Genomic DNA, 22,272 nt, shown 5'->3' with positions numbered 1-22,272 from the left:
AGAATTCCCCTTTTATTTTAATGAATTATCAACTTTTATCGTTTCCGGATGGCGTTGTCATTTGATACCGTGCGATGCGTTTCGACAAGGTATGCATGCGTTTGAACGCATCCACCAATTGCATTTCTAGGCGGAAAATCATCATCCGTTGCGCATCGGCTTTCAGGTATCGTGCCTGATGCTTCAGGGCTTCCTGAATCAGGTGGTCGATGGTCGATTTAACCGACAATACCAGCATGGCTTTGTCTTCACTTTTTTCGGTGAGCGACAATAACGCATTATCCACCCCTTTCCCGACTTCCTTAGCCAGGTTACCGAGCAGATTGGTCATGGTTTCGCTCGGTTTGAACTTGTTCTCAAAGGCTTTGTGCTTGGCCTGCACAATACCGTTATCGATGGTTTCCACCATAGATTCGAGAATATTCACCACCGTAATCAATTTCAGATAACGGTTTTGCAAGGCTTCATCCAAGTCCGCTTCACTGATTTTACCCAGATACAACAATATCTGATGCTGATAGTTCTTCAACCGTTCCACGTATTTATCTTCAAAGGTCAATTTATCCAGCGTGATTGAATCGGCCTGTACGGCATGATTGAAAAGACTGTTCAAGCGTTGCCGGAAGCTGTCGATCTCCATTTCCACCGCATCCAAAGCCATGGTTGGCGCGGTCAAAAGCCCTTTGTCGAGAAACTTGGGTTTGATTTCACGCTGGTTGGTTTCGTCTTCCACCACCGGATACAGCTTATAGACCGCCCAGACAAACAACGGCACCATCGGCAAAAACAGCAATAAGGCGGAGAACTTAAAGATGGTGTTGGCGTTGGCGATTTCACGCGGGGTGTTTTCCGCCAAGGTTTCCATGGTGATGATGTCCGGCGTCACCGACGGTGAAATCGATACCGAAAGATACGCCAATACGGAAATGAACGGCAGCCAGATCAACACCCCAAGCACATTGAAACCGACATGAATCATGGCGGAACGCACCGCATCCCGCGATTTGCCGATGGCGGCCAACATCGCGGTCACACAAGTGCCGATATCCGCCCCCATCGACAAGGCGATGCCCGCCGGTAAGGTCAAAAAGCCGTTACTGGCCATGACAATCACGATCCCGATGGTCGCGGACGACGATTGCACCAGCGCGGTAAACACCAACCCGACCAGAATGCCATAAAACGGATTCTGCATTTCCACCATCAGATTCAAAAAGGGTTCGTAGCTGCGCAATGGGTACATGGCATCGCTCATAACGTTCATGCCGAAGAAAATCAAACCTAGCCCGAGAATCAATTCCCCCAAATGGCGGGTTCGACTCAGCTGGCCGACGAACTGAATCACAAACCCGACCGCAATCATCAATAACGCCAGATTGGTGATTTTAAACGCTACGATTTGCGCGGTGATGGTGGTCCCGAGGTTGGCTCCCATAATGACCCCAGCGGCCTGACTCACCGTCATCAATCCGGCGGAAACAAACCCCACCACCAAAACCGTCGTCACCGACGACGATTGAATCACCGCGGTGACCAAGGTTCCGGAAAGCGCGCCGGTCACCCGGTTGACGGTGAGTTTTTCCAGCAATTGTTTCATGCGTTCACCGGCCACCGCCAACAAGCCTTTAATCATCAAATCCAAACCGAACAGAAACAACGCCAACCCACCGAGCAACGACATGATCATGGTCGGCCAGTCCAGTTTCACAACGTAATCGTCCGCTGCCATAACCCAACCGGTCACACTGAGTAACAGGGTAAACAAAACCAGGGTTTTCAAATGTTGTCGGGCGTTCGAAGACAGTTCAATCGGGTTCATGACGCGGTTTTCCGGCTTGAAAACTCCAATCCTATCCGAATTTTCAGCAAAGTAAACCAACTTACGAAACCCCATTGAAAATTTTTTCTCCTGACAGGATTAAAATTGGCAGAAAAACCGCTAAAACATTGACTCGCTGGCGCTTTATGGTAACCTTTTCAGGTTATAAACTGCTTTTATAGTGAATCCGATTATTATGAATCTATTGGCCTTTAATCTTCCCATCGTGGTGCTCCTTCCCTTTTTCGGCGCCATTTTGGCGGCGTGGGCTTCCAAGCTGAACCGTCTGGCGGCGGCTTGGACCAGCGGCGGTGTTGCCCTCCTTTCATTGGCGTTTCTGATGCCATCGGCTTCCTTGCCGTTTCAAGGTGAAACCCTGATTCAAAGTTGGCCTTGGATTGATTCCATCGGACTGCACTTCGCTTTCCGCCTCGATGGCCTCGCCCTACTGTTTGCCTTATTGATTCTGATCATCGGGTTACTGGTCATCTTTTATGCCCGTTATTACCTCGCCGCCAAAGACTCCATGGGGCGCTTCTTCTCCTACCTGCTGATGTTCATGGGCTCCATGCTCGGGATAGTGCTGTCGGAAAACCTGATTCAATTGGTGGTATTCTGGGAATTGACGTCCATCACCTCTTTCCTGCTGATCAGTTATTGGCAGCAACGTAAAGACGCCCGTCAGGGCGCGCGCATGTCCTTAGCCATCACCGGCGGCGGCGGCTTGGCCTTGCTCGGGGGCGTATTATTGCTGGGGAACGTCGTCGGCAGCTACCAGCTGACCGACGTGTTGCAAGCTGGCGAAGTCATTCGTAACAGCCCTTTGTATTTGCCGATTTTGATATTGATTCTATTGGGTGTTTTCACCAAGTCGGCCCAATTTCCATTCCATTTCTGGTTGCCGCATGCCATGGCCGCACCGACCCCGGTATCGGCCTATTTGCACTCGGCCACCATGGTCAAAGCCGGGATTTTCCTTCTGGCGCGTTTTTTCCCGGTTTTATCGGGCACACCGGAATGGTCCTGGTTGGTCGGTGGTGCCGGGTTAATCACCTTCCTGCTCGGCGGTTACACCGCCCTGTTCAAGAACGATTTAAAAGGTCTGCTGGCCTATTCCACCATCAGTCATCTGGGCCTGATTACTCTGTTGTTCGGTTTCGGCACGCAATTGGCGGCCGTCGCGGCGATTTTCCACATCATCAACCACGCCACCTTTAAGGCCTCATTGTTCATGGTGGCGGGCATTATTGACCACGAAGCCGGCACCCGCGATATGCGTAAACTCAACGGTCTGATTAAATACATGCCGCACACCGCCGCGCTGGCAATCATCGCTTCGGCCGCCATGGCCGGTGTGCCGCTGATGAACGGTTTCCTGAGTAAGGAAATGTTCTTCCAGCAGGCCGTGGAAATGTCGAATGCCGATTCCATGGCCTGGATGATTCCGGTTCTGGTCACCATCGGTGGCGTTTTCTCGGTGGCCTATTCGATTCGATTCATTCACGATGTTTTCTTCAACGGCGAACCGATTGGTTTGACCAAAACGCCGCACGAACCGCCGCGTTTTATGAAAATTCCCGTCGATATTTTGGTTATTGTTTGTCTGGCCGTGGGTATTTTCCCAGCTTACACCGTTGCACCGATTCTGCAGGTGGCGGTCATGGGCACCTTACAGACAACGGCCCCGGCGTACAGTCTGGCCATCTGGCACGGCTTTAACTATCCGTTGATGATGAGCTTTATCGCCATGGCCGTCGGGGTGCTGGTGTATTTCCGCCGCGAGCGGTTCTTTGCCTTCTACAAACGTTATTTCCGCCGCATCAATGCCAAACGGTACTTCAACTTCTGGTTACAGAAATTATTCAATGCGTCGATTCGCGTTACCCGAAGCTTCGATAAAGGTTCCTTGCAGAACGCTTCGGCTTGGATTATCGGGGCCTCGCTGGTGATTGGCGCCTATGGTTTCCTGGCGTATCCAGGCGCCTTGCTCGGCGACCGGGCCTTGCTGCCACTGGACGGCGTGACCTTGGTGGTCGCCCTCGGCTTGATGATTATCAGCCTTCTCACCATGGTCTGGCACCGTCAACGACTGTTGACTCTGATAGTCATCGGCGTCATCGGGCTGGTGATTTCACTCGGCTTTGTGAAATTCTCCGCGCCGGATTTGGCGTTGACGCAATTGTCGGTGGAAGTGGTCACCATTGTTCTGTTATTGCTGGCGCTGTATTTCCTGCCGCAATACACCCCAAAACAAGCCGGACGGATTCGTCTGTGGCGTGACGGTTTGCTGGCGGCTTTTGCCGGTATCGGTGTCACTCTCTTTACCTTGTCGGTATTGACACGCGATTACAGCACCATCGCCGAATATTTCCTCGCCAACAGTGTCCCGGGCGGCGGCGGCACCAATGTCGTCAATGTCATACTGGTGGATTTCCGTGGCTTCGATACCTTGGGTGAAATCGTGGTATTGGCGCTGGCAGGCCTGGGCGTTTTTGCTATGCTGGAAGGCATGAAACTGCCGGCTCCGAAAAACGATATCGAGGGCCGTTTATGGAACAGCGACAAGCATCCATTAATCATGCAAACCCTGACCCGCCTGCTCTTGCCGCTGATGTTGCTGGTGGCGGTGTTTATCTTCCTGCGCGGCCACAACCTGCCGGGCGGCGGCTTTATCGCCGGTTTGATTGCCTCGGTGGCGCTGATCGTCCAATACCTGGCCAACGGCATTCAATGGACCAGCCAGCGCATCAAGGTGGACATGCATTGGTCCATCGGCGTCGGATTGCTGATTGCCATTTCCACCGGCCTGGTGGCGATGGGACTGGGTTATCCGTTCCTGACATCCGCCTTTACGCATCTGCATTGGCCGGTGGTCGGTGAATTCGAAGTGGCCAGCGCCATTGCGTTTGACCTGGGCGTTTTCCTGGTCGTCGTCGGCGCCACGGTCATGAGCCTGGTGCAACTCGGTAAACTCAGTTACGCCTCGCATCATCCGAATGATCCAACGGCGAATCCCGTCAGTCAGGAGGTGAAATAATGGAAATTCTCGTGGCTTTGGTCATTGGTGTTCTGACCGCGAGCGGCGTCTTTTTGACCCTCCGCGCCCGAACCTTTCCGGTGGTATTGGGTATCACTTTGCTGTCTTACGCGGTGAATGTCTTCCTGTTCACCATGGGCCGTTTGACCATCGGTTTACCAGCCGTCATCGACCCGGAACAAGGCGGTTATACCGACCCGTTACCGCAGGCGTTGGTGCTGACCGCGATCGTTATCGCCTTCGGGATGACCGCCTTTTTGATTGTTTTATCCCTCAAAGCCCGCGCCGAATTGGGCAACGACCATGTCGACGGTCTGCATTTGGCGCCGGACGAAGATTCTCTGGAAAATACCGTGCCACCGAAACTGCATAAAAACGGTTCCGATTCCCCTAACCAAGAGGACGGAACGCCATGATGCCTTTAACGATTTATCCGCTGCTGTTGCCATTGATTGGCGGCGTACTGCTTCTGTTGGCGCGTTTCGGCGGCCTCAAATTGCAACGCGCCTTAAGCTTCCTGTTGACGTCAGGCCTGGTGTTTATTGCGGTTTTGTTGTTGCAGACCGCCATGGACAACTCACCTCAGGTTTATGCTTTAGGAAACTGGGTGGCCCCTTATGGCATCGTTCTGGTGCTGGATCAATTATCCGCCTTGATGGTGTTGATGACGTCGGTTCTTGCCATCGGCGCGCTTTGGTATGCGATGAGCACGGGAATGGACGCCAAAGGGTCGCATTTCCATGTATTGTTCCAGATTCAGTTGTTCGGTCTGAACGGCGCTTTCATGACCGGCGACGTCTTCAACCTGTTCGTCTTCTTTGAAGTCTTGTTGTTGGCTTCCTATGGATTAATGTTGCACGGCAGCGGCCGTCTCCGCACCAAAGCCGGCTTGCAGTATGTGGTCATCAATCTGATCGGTTCCACTTTATTCCTGTTCGCGGTCGGCGCGCTTTACGGCATTCTCGGCACTTTGAACATTGCCGATATGGCGGTGAAAGTGTCGCAATTACCGGAAAGCGAGCACGCGGTCGTCGCCGCCGCCGGTTTATTACTCTTGTTGGTTTTCGGCATCAAAGCGGCGATTTTCCCGTTGTATCTGTGGTTGCCGCAGGCTTACGCCAATGCCTCGGCGCCGGTCGCCGCACTTTTTGCGATTATGACCAAAGTCGGGCTTTATGCGATTATCCGCGTGCACGGCACCGTTTTCGGGGAAACCGCACAGGATTTGGCTTTCTATTACATTCCTTGGATATTGGGCTTCGGACTGGTCACCATGCTGCTCGCCGCCCTGGGCGTCATGGCCTCCCGCGGTTTGCGCGAACAAGTGGCTTATCTGGTGTTGACCTCGGTGGCGACGCTATTGATCGGGATCGGTTTAAACACCGAAGCCGGACTTTCCGCGACCTTGTATTACCTGATTCATTCCACGCTAATGGCCGGTGGTTTCTTCTTGCTGGCGGATATGATTGCCCGTGGGCGCGGCCACTTCCATGACCGTTTCGATTCCGGCCCGATGATGCACCGCGCGGTCTTGCTGGGCGGTACTTTCATGTTCGTCGCCGTCGCCATGACCGGCGTGCCACCGTTATCCGGCTTCTTCGGGAAAGTCTTGATTCTGTCGGCGGCCCTGACATCCGATTGGTTCGGGTGGATTCTGGCCACGGTACTGGTTTCCGGTTTATTGATGATCATCGCCTTGGCGCGCTCCGGTTCCCTGCTGTTCTATCACACCCAACCGCACATTGAATCGGATGGCGAACGCTGTAACCGCAACGCTTATGTCGCGGTCGCATTTTTATTGGCCGTCAGTCCACTGCTGGTGATTTTCGCCACGCCGGTGACGGCTTTGACCGACTCGATCGCCCAGCAGTTGCAGCAGCCGATGCTGTATATCGAAACGGTGCTCGGCACCCCAGCGGTGACAGGATAGGGAGAAGAGACGATGCGATTAAAGACACTATTGCCCCATCCGGTATTGAGCCTGTTCTTATGGCTGATCTGGTTATTATTGAACAATAATTTCAGCGCCGGACACATGGTACTCGGCTTGGTGCTGGCTTTGGTCATTCCGATGATCACGGCGGTTTTCTGGCAGGAAAAGGTCTGTTTGAGCCGTCCCTGGACCCAATTACGGTTTTTCGGTATTGTGCTGTGGGATATTTTGGTGGCCAACGTGGCGGTCGCCAAACTGATTCTGGGGCCGAAAGACCATTTGCAACCTGGGTTCATCACCATCGATCTGGACATCCAACATCCGCTTGGGATCAGTTTTCTGGCCAATACCATTTCCCTGACGCCGGGCACGGTTTCCTGCGATTTGTCGGAAGACCGCAAGCAATTGCTGGTACACGCGCTGCATGTCGAAAACCCGGCCGAAACCATTCAGGAAATCAAACAACGCTATGAGCGACCGTTAATGGAGATTTTTGAGTCATGTTAGAAACCGTTTTGGAAATCGCTTTCGTCATGGTGAGTCTGGCGTTGGTGTTGAGTTTTTACCGATTATTGAAAGGGCCGGACATTCCCGACCGCATTCTGGCGTTGGACACGCTGTACATCAATTCCATCGCTTTATTGATTCTGTTCGGATTGTATCTGGGCAGTCCGCTGTATTTCGAAGCGGCGCTCTTGATTGCAGTGATGGGGTTTGTCGGCACCGTCGCCTTAAGCAAATACCTGCTTCGCGGCGACATCATGGAATAAGGTGAGCATCATGTTGGAATATCTTTTAGCCGCGCTGATTCTCATCGGCGCTTTCTTCACGCTGGTGGGTTCCATCGGGCTGTTCAAACTGCCGGATTTCTTCATGCGTCTGCATGGACCGACCAAAGCCACCACTTTGGGCGTGGGCGCGATTTTATTGGCCTCTGCGCTGTATTTTAGCCTGGATAAGGACGGCGTGAGCCTGCACGAAATTCTGGTGACCTTCTTTTTGTTCATCACCGCGCCGGTCAGCGCGCATTTGATGGCCAAAGCGGCTTTACACATCAAAATCAAACAGATCGACAAAACCCGAAACTCTATCGATTGAAACGCTTTTCATGGAATTACATTAATTAACAAACGCCCAGGCCTGGGCGTTTTTTGTATTTGAATAACATTATTTAACGTTTTCCGGCACTTTAACGCCGTGGAAAATCGCATAGAGTACCGGTACGAACAATAACGTCAGAACGGTCGCGAACGCCAAACCGGCCATGATCGCCACCGCCATGGCAACGAAAAACGCATCCGACAACAGTGGAATCATCCCCAGCACCGTGGTCAAAGCGCCCATACTCACCGGACGGGTTCTCGACAAAACCGAATGGATGACGGCGTCGAATTTTTCACGCCCTAGCGACAATTCCAAATTAATTTCATCAATCAGAACAATCGAGTTTTTGATCAACATCCCCGACAGACTGAGGAAACCCAGCAGGGCCATGAAATCGAAAGGCTGGTCGGCGATATACAAACCAAACCCGACCCCAACTAACGCCAAAGGCACCGTCAACCAGATAATCAACGGTTCACGAATCGAGTTGAACAAGGCGATGACAATCAAAATCATCAATATCAGGAACATCGGAATCGACGCCATCAGACCGGCTCGTGCATCGTTCGAGGACTTGAACTCACCTTCCCATTCCAGATGATAGCCTTCCGGCAACGGCAGTGCTTCAATCGGTTCGCGCACCTTTTTGAAAATGGAACTTTTCAAGGCGCCGATGGCCGGATCGCACATCACTTTATAAATCCGTTTTCGGTTTTTTCGATGCGAAGCGGCGTCCACGAATTCGACTTTGATGTCTTTGACCACCTGATTGATTGGCACGTATTTACGCGCCCCGCTGCTCCAAACCTGAATATTGTTCAGCTGATCGATATCAGAACGGTCTTTCTCGTCGCTTCTGATGACCATAGGGATCATTTCATCCTTTTCACGATAATGACCCACGGCTAAACCTTTAAACGTGATGTCGAGCGTCTGATTGAAATCCTCGCGGCTCACACCCAGTTCACGGGCACGCACTTCGTCAAACACCGGAATGACTTCCTTAACGCGTTCACGCCATTCGGAACGGATGGCGGTGGCGCCGTTTTCACGCATGATGTCTTCGATTTGATGGCCAATGTGGCGAAGCGTATCGGCATTTTCACCGTAAATCACCGCTTCCACCGCCGGCTTGGTCGGCCCGAGCGCGAAAGCTTCCGGCCGCGGCAAAACCGATGGATAATGCGCTTCGACATAGTCGTAATATTTTTTCATCAACGCCGGAATGGTCTGATAATCTTTGACGGTGATGACCATGTAAGCATAGGCGGACGGGTCTTTTTCCGGCGAATAGGTCAATAGAAATCTCGGCGCGCCACTGCCGACGAAGGTGGACACATCTTTGATTTCGTCGTCTTTCAGCAAGACTTGTTCAAATTCATGACTGACTTCACTGACCACACGGATATCGGTTCCTTCCGGAAAATACATGTGGAACATGAACTGATCCCGAGTGGAAGACGGGAAAAAACTGTCCTTGAGTTGCGCAAACGCCAGAAAGGAACTGTAAAGCAGCCCCAGCATCACCACCACGGTGACCCAACGATGTTTGAGAAGGACAATCAGCACCGATTTCAAACCGCGATAAAAGCGGCTCGCGAAAGGGTCACCTTGCTGTTCCGAAACCTTGATGAACATCACGCCCAATAACGGCACCACGGTAATCGCCACCAACCAGCTCAGCAATAACGAATACAGAATCACGTAAAACAACGAACGGGTGTATTCCCCCGTGCTGTCTTGAGACAGGCCGATGGCGCCAAACGCCAGAATCGCCACCGAGGTGGCACCCAATAACGGCCAAAGATTTTGTTTGACCACTTCCCGCGCCGCTTGAACCCGTTCCAGGCCTTTTTGAATTCGCACCAACATGCCGTCGATGATGACGATGGCGTTATCGACCAACATCCCCAAAGCGATGATCAACGCCCCCAAGGAAATCCGCTCCAGCAGAATGCCCTGGGTTTTCATCAGAATAAAGGTGGCCATTACTGTCACAAACAAGGCGGTTCCGATAATCAAAGCGCTGCGGAAGCCCATGAAAATCACCAGCACCGCCACCACAATCAAGACCGCTTCAATCAGGTTGATAATGAACGCATTGATGGATTCGGTCACTCTGTCGGATTGCATGGAAATGGCGTTCAATTCGATACCGACCGGAATCTGAGTTTCGATTTCCGCCAGGCGTGCTTCAATGGCCTCGCCCATCTTGACGACATTACCGCCCTGCACCGTCGAAATTCCCAAAACAATCGCCGGAAAGCCGTTATAGCGAATCATCTCGCTCGGCGGATCTTCATAACCGCGGTAAATATTGGCGATATCTTTGAGGTAAATCAGATTGGTTCGACCGTCCGAACCACTCGAATGAGAACCGATGACCAGGTTTTTAATGTCTTCAATGGCATCGACTTTACCGGTGGGGTTCAAGGTAATGTATTCCGGCCCGACCTTTACCGCCCCGGCCGACAAAATGGTGTTTTTGTTGTGCAGATTATCAACGATTTCATCAATGCCGATTCCCAACGACACCATTTGGCTGCGATCCAATTGGATGTAAATGGTTTCATCCTGAACGCCGGTCATTTCCACTTTGGCAACGTCCGGCACCAACAACAGTTCCTTACGCAACAGTTTGGCGTATTCCTTGATTTCCGCGTAAGAGAAACCGTCCCCGGTCATGGCGAATAAAATACCGTAGACATCCCCGTAATCGTCTTTGACGATGGGTTTCGACACGCCGGGCGGTAAACTCGGCGTGATATCGTTCACTTTGGAACGTAATTTCTGCCAGATTAACGGTAAATCCTGTTTACCGTATTTATCTTTCATCTGAACGGTAATCACCGAGGAACCGCGTTTATTGAGCGAGCGGATTTCTTTGACTTCGCCCAGTTCTTGAATTTTGGTTTCCAGTTTATCGGAGACTTCTTCCGCAACTTGTTGAGCCGACGCGCCAGGATAGAAAGTGATGATCACCGCTTCCTTGATGGTGAATTCCGGGTCTTCCAAACGGCCCATGTTTTCGTAGGAAAATAAACCGCCAACAATCACAAAAAGCGTCAAAATAAGGGTGACGGTTCTTTTTCGAATGGCGTATTCCGCGATATTCATAACCGTCTCCTCAAGGGGTTTGAGAAGCCGGAAGCAATTTCACCGGCTGATTTTCAACCAGATGATGCACACCAGCGGTGACGATTTTGTCATCGGTTTCCAAACCGCTGAGGATTTCGATTTGGTCACCTTTCAACTGGCCGATTTCAACCGGATGCTGATGCACCCGGTTGTCCGAATCGATTTTCCAGACCACAGAAGCCCGCTTACCGTCCGGATCGGCGAACACGGCATTAACCGGAACCAAATTGACTTTTTTGCCCGCTTTTCCGGAAATATAGACATTGGCGGTCATCCCCGGATAGAGGTTGTAACCTTTTTTATCCAGAATGCCTAAGGTCACTTTGTAGGTTCGGGTGGAGGAATCGGCTTCGGTGGCGAATTCATTCACTTTCAAATCGAAGGTTTCTTTGGGAATGTTCTGAAACACCGCTTTAAGGTCAAAGCTGCCCTGACGCTTGTCTTCATCATTCATCACCATCAGATATTCCGGAACCGAAACCACAATTTCCAATTCGTCGTTATTCTGCAAACTGGCGATGGGTTCCTTGGCCTGGATATCGGTGAAATTTCGAACGTATTGCTTGGCAATGGTTCCGGAAAAAGGCGCTTTTAAAACGGTGTCTTCAAGCGCTTTTTTAGCCAAACGGACATTGGCGTCGGTCATATCCTTTTTGGCGCGGAGTTTGTCAAAATCCGATTGGGATATAAACTCTTTTTTGATGAGTTTTTTCGCCCGCTCATAGTCGGCTTGGGCGTTTTCAAAATCGGCCACCGCCGAATCGTATTTGGCTTGGTAATCGCGTTGATCCAATTGACCGATCAAATCGTCTTTTTGGATGATTTGACCTTCTTTAATCGGCAGTTTTTTGAGTTTTCCCGACACCTGGAAAGACAAATCGACCCGGTCTTTGGCTTGCAATACCCCGGGAAATTCGCGCTGCGTCAAGAGGGTGGGCTCGGAAACGATAGTGTATTTCACTGGCCTGATGCTGTTTTCCGTTTCCGAATCCTGTTGTTGTTGAGATTCACATCCTGCCAAAAGCACCAGGCCTGGCAATAAACATAACATCAGTAAACGTTTCATGATTTTTCAAATCCTATTCAAAGTTGAAATCATCCAGATTCGGTGCCGGTGGATTGCCGTTATAGATCAAATTCATACGATATTGCATATAGCTTTCACGCATGAAAATGTATGGATCGGGTTGTGAACGGACTTCACCCATCAGAGTGACGACTTGCGTGTAATCGACGAATTTCTCGCCCAGGAAGAGCATGATACGACCGACATCATCGGTTTCAATCAAATACGGATAAGTCGGGTTATAGACCGCATCGATACCGCCACCGACCAATTCCCGCGTGGTATAAGGCCCGAGAATCGGTACCATGAAAAAAGAAGCTTCCGACCAGACGCCCCATTTATAAAGGGTTTGTCCTAAATCTTCTTTTTCGTAAGTCAACCCGGCCGGTGTGGCGATGTCCAATATCCCAAATAACCCGAAAGTGGAATTGATCGCTAACCGCATAAAACTGGTTAATCCGGCTTCAACATTTCCCTGAAAAAACGCATTAACGGTATTCAAAGGTTCTTTTAAATTCCGGAAAAAATTCCCGATACCGGTTCGCGCAGGGCTCGGAACATAACGGTTATAAGCACCTGCGACGGGTTCTCCAATGGCATCGTTAAACGCCATATTAAACTGATAAACCGCCCGGTTATAGTTTTCATAAGGGTCTTGTGTGTTCATGGCCGGTTGAGTCGGAAATTCATAATCTTTGAGAATATCGTCATCGGCTTGAATTGTAACCGTCATCAAACTTAAACAGACAGCAAATAGGGTGTTTTTTAATTGAATCACAGTACTTATTCTTCTTTCAAATCCGGTTTAAGAGTACAGGGTAACTTAATACCATCGAAGGTTTCTTTAAAGGTTTGTAACACTTTATGTCTTGGAAAGCTTTTTCGCCAGGCCATGACCACTTCCCGTTTTGCAATAGGTGTTTTAAGCGGCTTGTACACCAGCAAATCGTCCTGATTTTGACAGGCGGTACAGGGTAACACGGTAATACCGGCTCCTGAAGCCACCATATAACGAATGGTTTCCAATGAGCTGCCTTCAAGTGTTTTTTGTAATGGATTACTTTGATAATTCAAATGCATCAAACTCGGGTAGGCTTCTATCACTTGATCGCGAAAACAATGACCGGCCCCCAATAGCAAAACGGTTTCGTTATGCACTTCTTCTAAAGCAATTTCATTCCTTTCAGCCAATGGATGATCTTTCGGCATGGCCACGACAAAATTTTCTTCGTAAAGTGGAAACACTTCGGTATTCGGTTCCGAAAAGGGCAAGGAGACAATAATAATGTCCAATTCACCACTGTGCAATTTTTTAGCCAGCTCGTGAGTGTAATTTTCTTCAATGGATAAACGAATGTTTTGCGCTTTCTGATGAAATTCAGAAATCAGGTAAGGTAACAGGTAAGGCCCAATGGTATAAATCACACCTAATTTTAATTCAGTGGTTTGAGACTGTTCATCTTGGGTAATTTGCTTGATGGTTTTGGTTTTTTGAATGATTTCTTCTGCCAAATCGACCACTTGCTGGCCAATTGGCGTGATTAAGACATCGTTTTTGCGTCTTTCAAACAAATTTACATTCAATTCGTCTTCAAGTTTTTTAATGGCGATACTCAGGGTTGGCTGACTGACGAAACAATTTTCCGATGCTTTTCGAAAATGTTTTTCTTTTGCCAATTCCACTAAATATTTCAGTTCGTTTAATGTCATTCTGATTATTCACACTTAAGTATATATTTATGTATTCTTTATTTTGTTTTGTTCTTTTTATTTCTCTTAGTGAGGCCCAATAACAAGGATAAGTTGTATTTTGATTTTGAATTCAATTTGTTAGCCTGTTTATAACCCTAATAAGAATTGGACTATTTTTTACTGTATGAGATGTGAAAGAATTGTGGATAACCGCTTGAATAAACTTTACTCAAGATTTTATTCACAATTTGTTACAGTTTATCCAAGTCTAAATACTATAGTTATTCATGAGTTATTCTATGTCAATCTTACAGACAATTAAATCACGTCGCAGTGTTTATCAGTTCACTTCAGCTCCAGTCAAAGCGAAATGGATTGATCAGTGCCTGGAAGCCGCTATTTGGGCACCCAATCATAAAGTTACGGAACCCTGGCGCTTTTGGGTACTGGGATCCGACATGCAAGCGACTTTGGCGCATATCTATGCGGACAGCCGTGCGAAGAAGCGAGCCGATCCAAAAACCGATGCCTTTAACGAAATTTATGATAAAGCGGTTTTTAAATTTCAAGCCATTCCCAAAATTGTTTTGGTAGGGCAGGTTTTAAACGCCGATCCGGTTATGTGCAAAGAGGATTACGCCGCCTGTAGCTGCGCCATTCAAAATTTTCAGTTGGCGGCTTGGGAATTAGGCCTGGGTGTGCAGTGGAGTACCGGGCCGGTTATTCAGGATGAAAGGACGTTTAATGCCTTACAAATCGATTCTAATCAGGTGGAATTGATTGGGGCTTTGTACATGGGTAAACCGGCTTGTGTCGGGGAATCCGGCCGTAAACCGGTTGAAAAGGTGACAACATATCTGGATTGAAAACGCCAAAATTTCATGGTTTAGAAATTCAGGGTTTCTTCGTCGTCGATCAGACTGATTTCCGGGTTCAAGGATTCTCGTAAGGAGCGTTTGAACAAGAGTTTATTCTGAACCGGTTGCGGTAGATCCGTGAACAGAATCAAGCGTTTTTCAATCATCAAATCGACCATATCTTCAATGACACGAACCATATCCAAATCGAGCTTGTTAAGGACTTCTTTAATGAGTTCTTCGTTCTGGGTATTTTGTAAAAACGCTTTGACTTGCGGGTCAAACACACTTGATTCGATGTAACCCTCGGTTTCGGAAAAGGTGATGTCTTGGATTTGGTTTTGGGCATCGCATTTAATGTAAATCATAGAATATCCGCAATACTGGAATGGAAAACCCTAGTATAGAGGTTCCTTTTGGATTTTTCATGAGTAAAAAATCTTATTAACTTTTTTCAGCCATCAAGATTCAATTTCCGAAATGACATTTCCAAGCAGTTCTGTTAAACGGCTGTTTTCCGAATAATCCACCGGGCAGTCAATGATGGTTACCGTATGGTTATTTAAGGCGGTTTTTAACGCAGGGAGCAATTCATTGGCCGCGTTGATTCGAACACCGGTGGCACCAAAGGATTCAGCGTATTTGACGAAATCCGGATTTTTGAAATCAATGTAAGCGGGCCGGCCGTAACGACGGTTTTGTTTCCAGTTAATCAAACCATATTGGCTATCATTCCAAATTAGGACCACTATTGGGGTTTCACAACGCAGTGCGGTTTCGATTTCCTGGGCATTCATCATAAAACCGGCATCACCGGTGACAGCGACAATCGCTTTTTCGGGAAAAGCCAGTTTAGCTCCGATGGCTCCGGGAACGGCGATTCCCATGCTGGCAAACCCATTGGAAATAATACAGGTATTGGGCACTTCGGAACGGAAAAAACGCGCCATCCACATTTTATGAGCGCCGACATCGCAAATGGCAATGTCTTCTTTATGCATCGCTGTCCGCAGATCCCAGATAATTTTTTGCGGCTTCATGGGCCAAGCATCGCTGTCGCCCATGCGATTCATTTCCTGAATCATCGATTCGCGTAATGGAAAAGGGGTGGGAACCGATTCTTTTTTCGGCAGTCTTTCGGTCAAAGCCTTGAGGTTTCGACCGATGTTTCCGATTAATTCCACATCGGGAATGTAGCTGTAATCGACTTCTGCGGGGAAAGTGTCGATGTGAATGATCGTGTGTTCGCGGTTCGGGTTCCAGAGATGTGGGTGGTATTCGACCATATCAAACCCCACACAAATCACCAAATCCGATTCGGCAAAACCGGCGTTTTCATAGTCGCCTTTTTGCAATCCGGCGGTGCCGACCGACAACGGATTTTTGTAGTGAGGCACAGCACCTTTGGCCATAAAAGTATTCACCAATGGAATCTGGTAATGATTGGAAAAGGCTTCTAGTTGTGAAGTGGCTTTGGCACGAACGGCACCGTTGCCGACCAGAATCATAGGTTTTGATGCTTTTTGAATAATGTTGGCGACTTTATCGATGAGTTTATGATCTGCTAAACTGAGTCGTGTTTCCACAACCGGGAGAGGTTTTTCTGGTGTGGTCATTTCACTGACGTTTTCCGGAAAATCGATAAAGGCCGCACCCGGTTTTTCCGCTTGCGCCAATTTAAAGGCTTTACGAACCACTTCCGGCAAAATTTCCGGTTCCAATACCTGAGTGGCGTATTTGGTGATGGGTTTGAATAAATTGACCAAATCCACGACCTGATGCGATTCTTTATGCAATCGGGTGGTGGCGGCCTGACCGGCAATGGCTACGACGGGTGAATTGTCCATATTGGCATCGGCGACGCCGGTGACCAGGTTGGTGGCACCTGGGCCAAGGGTGGAAAGACAAACACCGGCCTTGCCGGTTAAACGGCCGTAAACGTCCGCCATAAAAGCCGCACCCTGTTCATGACGGCAGGTAATGAAACGGATTTTGGAGTCCAACAGGGCATCCATCATGTCCATATTCTCTTCGCCGGGAATTCCGAATACGTATTCAACTTGTTCGTTTTCAAGACATTGCACGAAGAGTTTGGAGGCTTTCATTGACGGTTCCGTTTTGTAAATGGTTAAAAATCACCAGGCCTGGTGATTTCTGAATAATTTTGTGTTTCTAACGATTATAAACGTAAAAACAGGAGAAGCGCAAAATTCAGCTAAGAGAGGGGGGGCAGAATGCCCGATTACGAGCATTCCAAACGGATAGAGATTATTTGTTGACGAGGGTATTGACCACTTTCCAAAGCCCTTCACGGGAAGACGCCATGGGTACATCGGTCAGGTATTTTCCGTTGACGATAACCGCCGGAACACCGTCAATGCCGTAATCCTGTGTTTTTTGTTTCGCTTTGGCGATGGCGCTGTTGACTTGGAAACTGTTGAACATTTTCTTGTAGTCCTCCGGTTTCACACCCATCGGTTCGACGAATTTCGCCAAGGCATCGACATTGAAAATCGGTTTACGATCGCGCTGGATGGCGTCGAAATACCGATTGTGAAATTGCGTTTCAATGCCGAGAAGCTTTGCCGTGTAATACACCCGCGCCATAAAGACCCAATTCGGGTTGTTCAACACCGCCGGCATGCGTTCGAAATGAACGTCTTTCGGTTTGGTTTCCAGCCATTTGTGCAGGCTGGGTTCCAGATTGTAGCAATGCGAACAACCGTAATAAAAGACTTCCACCACCGATTTTTTATGCGGTGCAATGGATTGCGGGTTGGGCACTTTCTTGTATTCGACGCCTTCAACAATGCCCATGTCGGTATTGGCTTGCACTGGCTGAAACGCCAGGGTAAGCAGGAAGAAGGCATAAGTGACGAATCCTTTTGTCATGAAAAACCTCACTTACAGCTCACCGTAGGAATGCAGACCGGACAGGAACATATTCACGCCCAGGAAAGCGAAGGTGGTGACCAACAAGCCGACTAAAGCCCACCAGGCCATTGGACGACCGCGCCAGCCTTTCGACATGCGAATGTGCAACCAGGCGGCATAGTTCAACCAGACGATGAGAGCCCAGGTTTCTTTCGGGTCCCAAGACCAGTAACCGCCCCAGGCTTCCGCGGCCCACATTGCACCCAAAACGGTGGCGATGGTGAAGAAAGCAAAGCCCAGTGCAATGGTTTTGTACATCAGGTCGTCCATTTTTTCCAAGCTCGGCATGGTTTTAAGGAAGGACGAATCCGGGTTTTTCTGTTTGATGTTATCGGTCAACAGATAAGCCAAACCAACCATGGCCGCGATGGAGAAAGCGCCGTAACCAATGAAGTTAGCCGGTACGTGGATTTTCATCCAGTAACTTTTCAGGGCTGGTACCAATGGTTGGATGACATGAGCTTGACGATCAAACGTATACCAAAGCAGGAAAGCGACGGATGCACTGACGATCAGCATAACGAAACCACCCATGGATCGAGTGCGCATCTTTTGCTCGTAATACAGGTAAATCAATGTCGTCAATACCGCGAATAGGATAAAGACTTCATATAGACTGCTGACTGGAATGTGGCCGTAGTCCGGGTTGATGAGATAAGATTCGCGCCAGCGAACCATCATTCCGACCAAGCCGAAAGTGGAACCGGCCCAAGCCAGGAAGGAGGCCACTTTACCGACATAATCCGATTTGGAGAACAAGGCTAGGAAATAGGCGACGGTGGCTAAGACAAACAAGGCACTCATCCACATAATGGCGGATTGGCTGGACACCAGGAATTTCAGGAAAAATGCCTGTTCGTTAATGGCAATTTGATTACCGTGGGTCTGGTAAGTCCAAACCGCAAGTAAGCTCAAGGCCGCGACCGAGTAGGTCAGGGGTTTGATACTTTGCCAAAAACGTCCCAGTGCGATCAAACCGATGGCGGAACCGATCAGAATGCCGATTTCATAGTTATCCATGAGTCGTCCGAAGACTTGCCAGGCATAAAAGGACCCGCCGATGACCAGGATGGCCCATACCCAATCGCTGATTGAAACCGTTCGCTTCGAGATTTCCATATTAACGGAAGAATTCATAGTATTCATGATTTCACCTGTAGTTTAGATTGTACCGCCTGTACAACGTGTTCAAATTCTTTAGCCACTTCAGGCAGCTCTTTGGTATCTTTTCCGGCGATGGTCAGTTTTTTATCCGTTTCCGAATAGACCAACCAAATCCGTTTTTGTCGAACGTAGAATAAAAAGAATACCCCAATTATAAGTAATGCACTCCCGAAATAAACGATATCTTTTCCAGGGGATTTGGTGATTTGCAGACCGGTCGACTCGATTTGTTTAAAGGATGCCAAGTCGAAAAACAGCGGTGGACCGTAGCTCGGTAAACTGTTGATGACGGTGATGGCATCTTCAAACCATTGTTTGTTGAAATCGGAGATATCGGCCAATTCCTTGACGTCTTCCTTTTCCAGAATTGACAAATACAAGGTTTGCAGGGCGATACTGGTTTGGTTGATGTAATATTCTTCGACTTTTTCCCGGTCTTTTTCCGGCACATTTTGCTGAACGAATTGGGTGATGCCGCTGAAGCCTTTTTGGCGGAACAGCACCATCAACTGATTCAACAGACGAATTTGCAATTCATAAGTGCGTTCGTCGATTCCGTCCAGTTTCGGGAAGGCATTTTCCAATACCTTGGTGGTTTCGGTTTTGTTGTTGATTAACGCCAGGAAGTTGAAGAAACGTTCTTTACCACGTTTTTCGTCCGCTGGAATAAACAGATAACGGAAAGGTTCGGCCTGGCTGGTGCGCATGCCGGTCATAAAGAACCAACGGTCATCCTGCAAGCTTGGTTGCATGTAATTTTCGTATTCCCAAGCCTTTCCTTGATCGTTACGGACTTTGAAAATGATGCTTGGACCGTTGTTATGCATTTTCTTGCCGGTTTTGGCTTTTTCTTCTTCGGTGGCCGGGACGATATTGAACATCTTGAAATCGTTCAATTCGACTCGGAAAGTGCCGATCGGCGTTTTCAACGGTTCCACTTTGTCGACGGCCGTATCCAGAATCAATGGTTTGTTTTCCGGCGCCAACAATGGATGGACTTCCAATTTCAATAGACTGCCGCCGTCGCCAAATGACGATTGGTAGATGGCGTAATTTTTATAGAACAGCGGGTGGTTGACGGCAATGGTTTTTTCAATCGGTTCATCCAGATCCGGTGCCGTCAAAATTAAATCCGATTCAAAGGATTTCGGCATACCCGTGTCGTAATATTCAATTCGGAAATCTTTCACTTCCAGAGTGAAAGGCAGTTTTTGCACCAGAAAACCGCGTTCGTACGGTAAGAAAAGCACATCCGATTTTTGGCCTTCGGCGATGTTGACGGTGCCGCGGAACGAGAAGTTTTCCGGTCCGACCCAGGATTTCTGCGGAATTTGACTCAGTGGCACCGAACGGGTTTCCGGAGCCAATTGACCGGTCAGTTCACGGTATTTCAACATCAAGTTGCTGTCGAACAGGGCGCCGATACAGATAATGATGATGGAAACGTGGGTGAAAATGTAGCCGAGACGGTTCCATCGGCCTTTCAGACCGGCAACGGTAACACCGTCGTCGCGTTGATGGATTTTGGTTTTGAAGCCTTGTTCTTTCAAGACCGCTTCTGCGGTTTCGGTGTCAAAATGTTCCGGCGTATAGGTGAGGTTATGCGGTTGGTGTTTATAGGCGTTTAACGACAGCGTTTCGCTGTATTGCTTCATGTCTTTAATGAACGAAGGCCCGTTACGGCTGACGCAAACGGCGGTCGAGACCAGCAAGAACAACAGGACCAAAATAAACCAGGCGGCACCGTAAACATGGAACAGGCCGAGCTGATTGAACACCTGGGTCCAGAAAGGGCCGAATTTGATGATGTAGTCCTGAAAGGCTTGGTTTTGTTGCAGAACCGTCCCGATAACGGACGCAATCGCCAACATCATCAGCAGGGTGACCGCCAGGTTCATGGAACCTAAAAATTGAATGAAAACCCCGGGGTTCTTCTTCCTTGAAGGGCTGGAATTACTCGATAAATCGGCCATAATAAACAATATTCTGTATGCAGTTAGACAAAAGATTGTAAAGTATATACCGATTCAAACCATTGATAAAGAATGAACGCCCAACAGCACGGATAATCGAAGTTTTATGCAGCACCCACTTTACCAACAAGCCAGTTATTTAATTTCTGCACCGAATGTTAACCATTGCCCGGAAGACAGTGGCTTTGAAGTAGCGTTTGCCGGTCGTTCCAATGCCGGTAAATCCAGCGCTTTGAATGTCATCACTTCCCAGCGAGGCTTGGCCAAAACCAGTAAAACGCCGGGGCGGACTCAGCTCATCAATTTTTTCCGGTGTGATGACGAACGCAAACTGGTGGATTTACCCGGTTATGGTTATGCCAAAGTGAATGTGAACACCAAACGGGCGTGGGAACAGAGCCTGTCTGAATACATTGAAACCCGTCATGCATTGAAAGGTCTGATTTTATTGGTGGATTCGCGGATGCCCCCGACGGAAATCGATTTGACGATGCTGGATTGGACCTTATCGTTGGAATTGCCGGTGCACGTGTTGCTCACCAAGAGTGATAAGTTGAAAAAAGGCCCGGCACAGAATAGCCTATTGAAATTCAAACAATTATTGAAAGAACAGTATCCGCATGCCACGGTCCAATTGTTTTCGTCTTTGAAACGTCAAGGGTTGGAGCAGGTCTGGTCGAAACTGGATGAATGGATGGAATACGAACGTCCGGTGAAATCCAAGGCCGAGCCGTCCTAATAGATTCACTGTCTGAATCTTAAAAACGCCCAGGCCTGGCAATATTCAATGGATATTTTGGATTAGAAACGATATCCGGCTTTTATTGAATAGGTGGAGACTTCACCGATTTGGTTGAAGGCCACCAGGACATCCATTACCAATAGATTGATATTCACCCCGATAGCCGCTTTCGGCATAGAGACGGTTTCGTCTTGCAAATCCGGTCCGGCCGCGCCGGTATTGTCTTCCCGCGCTTTAACATTTCCCGTGACCATGCCCAAAGAGGCATAAGGGGTGAAATTAGCAAAGCCTTTGGAAACCCCGACTTCAGCACCATAACCGTTGAAGGTTAGGGCATCAATGCCGGTGGTTTGGGTGTAATTCGCACTGATATTAACGGCTGGATACAAAGTCCCGCCTTCAATCAACGCGTAACTGAGTTTGGCCCCCCAAACCTGGATATTACTGTTGAGCGCCTGGGAATAATCCAAACCGAAATTCAAATCAAATGGCAGCCCTTTGACCGCATGAAGTGTAATCGTGTCAATGCTTTTTCCGCCGTTATTGGAGACATGGTCCATCGAATCGTTTTTCAGATTGGACATATTATAGGAAATGCCGATGTCGAACCCCGGTAAACCTAGCGGCTCGGCCGGTTCGAGGGTTTTGGTCGACAAAGCGCCGGTCAAATCCTTAGCGAAGTCCTGAAATTGTGTTTGACTGTCGAAATTCAAAAAATCGATTTTGGCGCCGGAAGCGAATCCGACCGAGGGAATCGCCAACAGAAAGGGTAGGGTTTTCTTCAACATATGTCTGACTCCGTTTTCGAGCATT

The 22,272-nt window shown here is 48.7% G+C and carries 19 protein-coding genes; 8 read left to right on the top strand and 11 right to left on the bottom strand.

Going from position 1 to position 22,272, the window contains the following annotated elements; translation table 11 throughout:
- Positions 1–28: 28 nt before the first annotated feature.
- Entirely contained in the window at positions 29–1,819 is a 1,791-nt protein-coding gene (locus tag EPV75_RS00500; RefSeq protein ID WP_051673604.1) for a Na/Pi cotransporter family protein, read from the bottom strand.
- A 196-nt stretch (positions 1,820–2,015) separates the two neighbouring features.
- On the opposite strand from EPV75_RS00500, the gene EPV75_RS00495 reads away from it, so the two are divergent.
- From EPV75_RS00495 to EPV75_RS00470, 6 genes are read left to right on the top strand one after another with little or no spacing between them, the layout of a single operon-like run.
- Positions 2,016–4,856 (top strand): monovalent cation/H+ antiporter subunit A, encoded by a 2,841-nt coding sequence (locus EPV75_RS00495; RefSeq protein ID WP_128384104.1) that lies wholly within the window; start codon positions 2,016–2,018, stop codon positions 4,854–4,856.
- Positions 4,856–5,272 (top strand): Na+/H+ antiporter subunit C, encoded by a 417-nt coding sequence (locus EPV75_RS00490; RefSeq protein WP_029939305.1) that lies wholly within the window; start codon positions 4,856–4,858, stop codon positions 5,270–5,272. Before EPV75_RS00495 ends, EPV75_RS00490 begins: the two co-directional genes overlap by 1 nt.
- Complete coding sequence (locus EPV75_RS00485) at positions 5,269–6,786, top strand: monovalent cation/H+ antiporter subunit D (RefSeq protein WP_128384103.1); 1,518 nt, start codon at positions 5,269–5,271, stop codon at positions 6,784–6,786. Before EPV75_RS00490 ends, EPV75_RS00485 begins: the two co-directional genes overlap by 4 nt.
- Before the next feature lie 12 nt (positions 6,787–6,798).
- On the top strand, positions 6,799–7,296 hold the full coding sequence (locus tag EPV75_RS00480) for a Na+/H+ antiporter subunit E (protein WP_128384102.1): 498 nt from the start codon (positions 6,799–6,801) through the stop codon (positions 7,294–7,296).
- Entirely contained in the window at positions 7,290–7,559 is a 270-nt protein-coding gene (locus EPV75_RS00475; protein ID WP_029939302.1) for a K+/H+ antiporter subunit F, read from the top strand. Before EPV75_RS00480 ends, EPV75_RS00475 begins: the two co-directional genes overlap by 7 nt.
- A gap of 10 nt (positions 7,560–7,569) precedes the next feature.
- Positions 7,570–7,887 carry a Na+/H+ antiporter subunit G gene (locus EPV75_RS00470; protein WP_128384101.1) on the top strand — a complete coding sequence of 106 codons (318 nt, stop codon included), beginning with the start codon at positions 7,570–7,572 and terminating at the stop codon, positions 7,885–7,887.
- 69 nt (positions 7,888–7,956) lie between these two features.
- Here the strand turns inward: EPV75_RS00470 and EPV75_RS00465 are convergent, their stop codons facing one another.
- From EPV75_RS00465 to EPV75_RS00450, 4 genes are read right to left on the bottom strand one after another with little or no spacing between them, the layout of a single operon-like run.
- Positions 7,957–11,010, bottom strand: coding sequence for an efflux RND transporter permease subunit (locus EPV75_RS00465; protein WP_128384100.1), 3,054 nt, complete (start codon positions 11,008–11,010; stop codon positions 7,957–7,959).
- Positions 11,011–11,020: 10 nt separating this feature from the next.
- Positions 11,021–12,097 (bottom strand): efflux RND transporter periplasmic adaptor subunit, encoded by a 1,077-nt coding sequence (locus EPV75_RS00460; protein ID WP_029939299.1) that lies wholly within the window; start codon positions 12,095–12,097, stop codon positions 11,021–11,023.
- Between the two features lie 13 nt (positions 12,098–12,110).
- On the bottom strand, positions 12,111–12,830 hold the full coding sequence (locus EPV75_RS00455) for an MlaA family lipoprotein (protein ID WP_128384099.1): 720 nt from the start codon (positions 12,828–12,830) through the stop codon (positions 12,111–12,113).
- Between the two features lie 50 nt (positions 12,831–12,880).
- Positions 12,881–13,807: a hydrogen peroxide-inducible genes activator gene (locus EPV75_RS00450; RefSeq protein ID WP_128384098.1), complete on the bottom strand. Its 927-nt coding sequence runs from the start codon at positions 13,805–13,807 to the stop codon at positions 12,881–12,883.
- 281 nt (positions 13,808–14,088) lie between these two features.
- Here EPV75_RS00450 and EPV75_RS00445 point away from each other — a divergent pair, with 281 nt between their 5' ends.
- Complete coding sequence (locus EPV75_RS00445) at positions 14,089–14,655, top strand: nitroreductase family protein (RefSeq protein WP_128384097.1); 567 nt, start codon at positions 14,089–14,091, stop codon at positions 14,653–14,655.
- Positions 14,656–14,675: 20 nt separating this feature from the next.
- On the opposite strand, the gene EPV75_RS00440 is transcribed toward EPV75_RS00445, so the two are convergent.
- From EPV75_RS00440 to EPV75_RS00420, 5 genes are all read right to left on the bottom strand, one after another.
- Positions 14,676–15,014, bottom strand: coding sequence for a hypothetical protein (locus EPV75_RS00440; RefSeq protein WP_029939295.1), 339 nt, complete (start codon positions 15,012–15,014; stop codon positions 14,676–14,678).
- A 93-nt stretch (positions 15,015–15,107) separates the two neighbouring features.
- The gene (locus EPV75_RS00435; protein ID WP_128384096.1) at positions 15,108–16,751 is read right to left on the bottom strand and encodes an acetolactate synthase large subunit; all 1,644 of its coding nucleotides are present in this window, start codon (positions 16,749–16,751) and stop codon (positions 15,108–15,110) included.
- Positions 16,752–16,914: 163 nt separating this feature from the next.
- On the bottom strand, positions 16,915–17,538 hold the full coding sequence (locus tag EPV75_RS00430) for a thiol:disulfide interchange protein DsbA/DsbL (RefSeq protein ID WP_128384095.1): 624 nt from the start codon (positions 17,536–17,538) through the stop codon (positions 16,915–16,917).
- Positions 17,539–17,550: 12 nt separating this feature from the next.
- Positions 17,551–18,726 (bottom strand): c-type cytochrome biogenesis protein CcsB, encoded by a 1,176-nt coding sequence (gene ccsB, locus EPV75_RS00425; RefSeq protein WP_128384094.1) that lies wholly within the window; start codon positions 18,724–18,726, stop codon positions 17,551–17,553.
- Entirely contained in the window at positions 18,723–20,642 is a 1,920-nt protein-coding gene (locus tag EPV75_RS00420) for a cytochrome c biogenesis protein ResB (protein ID WP_225972346.1), read from the bottom strand. The genes ccsB and EPV75_RS00420 overlap by 4 nt, the downstream gene beginning before the upstream one ends.
- A 181-nt stretch (positions 20,643–20,823) precedes the next feature.
- Here EPV75_RS00420 and yihA point away from each other — a divergent pair, with 181 nt between their 5' ends.
- Positions 20,824–21,456: a ribosome biogenesis GTP-binding protein YihA/YsxC gene (yihA, locus tag EPV75_RS00415; protein ID WP_128384092.1), complete on the top strand. Its 633-nt coding sequence runs from the start codon at positions 20,824–20,826 to the stop codon at positions 21,454–21,456.
- A gap of 62 nt (positions 21,457–21,518) precedes the next feature.
- On the opposite strand, the gene EPV75_RS00410 is transcribed toward yihA, so the two are convergent.
- Positions 21,519–22,247, bottom strand: a complete 729-nt coding sequence (locus tag EPV75_RS00410; RefSeq protein WP_128384091.1) for a hypothetical protein — start codon at positions 22,245–22,247, stop codon at positions 21,519–21,521.
- Between the last annotated feature and the right edge of the window lie 25 nt (positions 22,248–22,272).

Source organism: Hydrogenovibrio thermophilus (assembly GCF_004028275.1).
GTDB lineage: Bacteria > Pseudomonadota > Gammaproteobacteria > Thiomicrospirales > Thiomicrospiraceae > Hydrogenovibrio > Hydrogenovibrio thermophilus.
The sequence above is the reverse complement of the archived record's forward strand: the minus strand, read 5'-3'. Positions and strand labels throughout refer to the sequence as shown.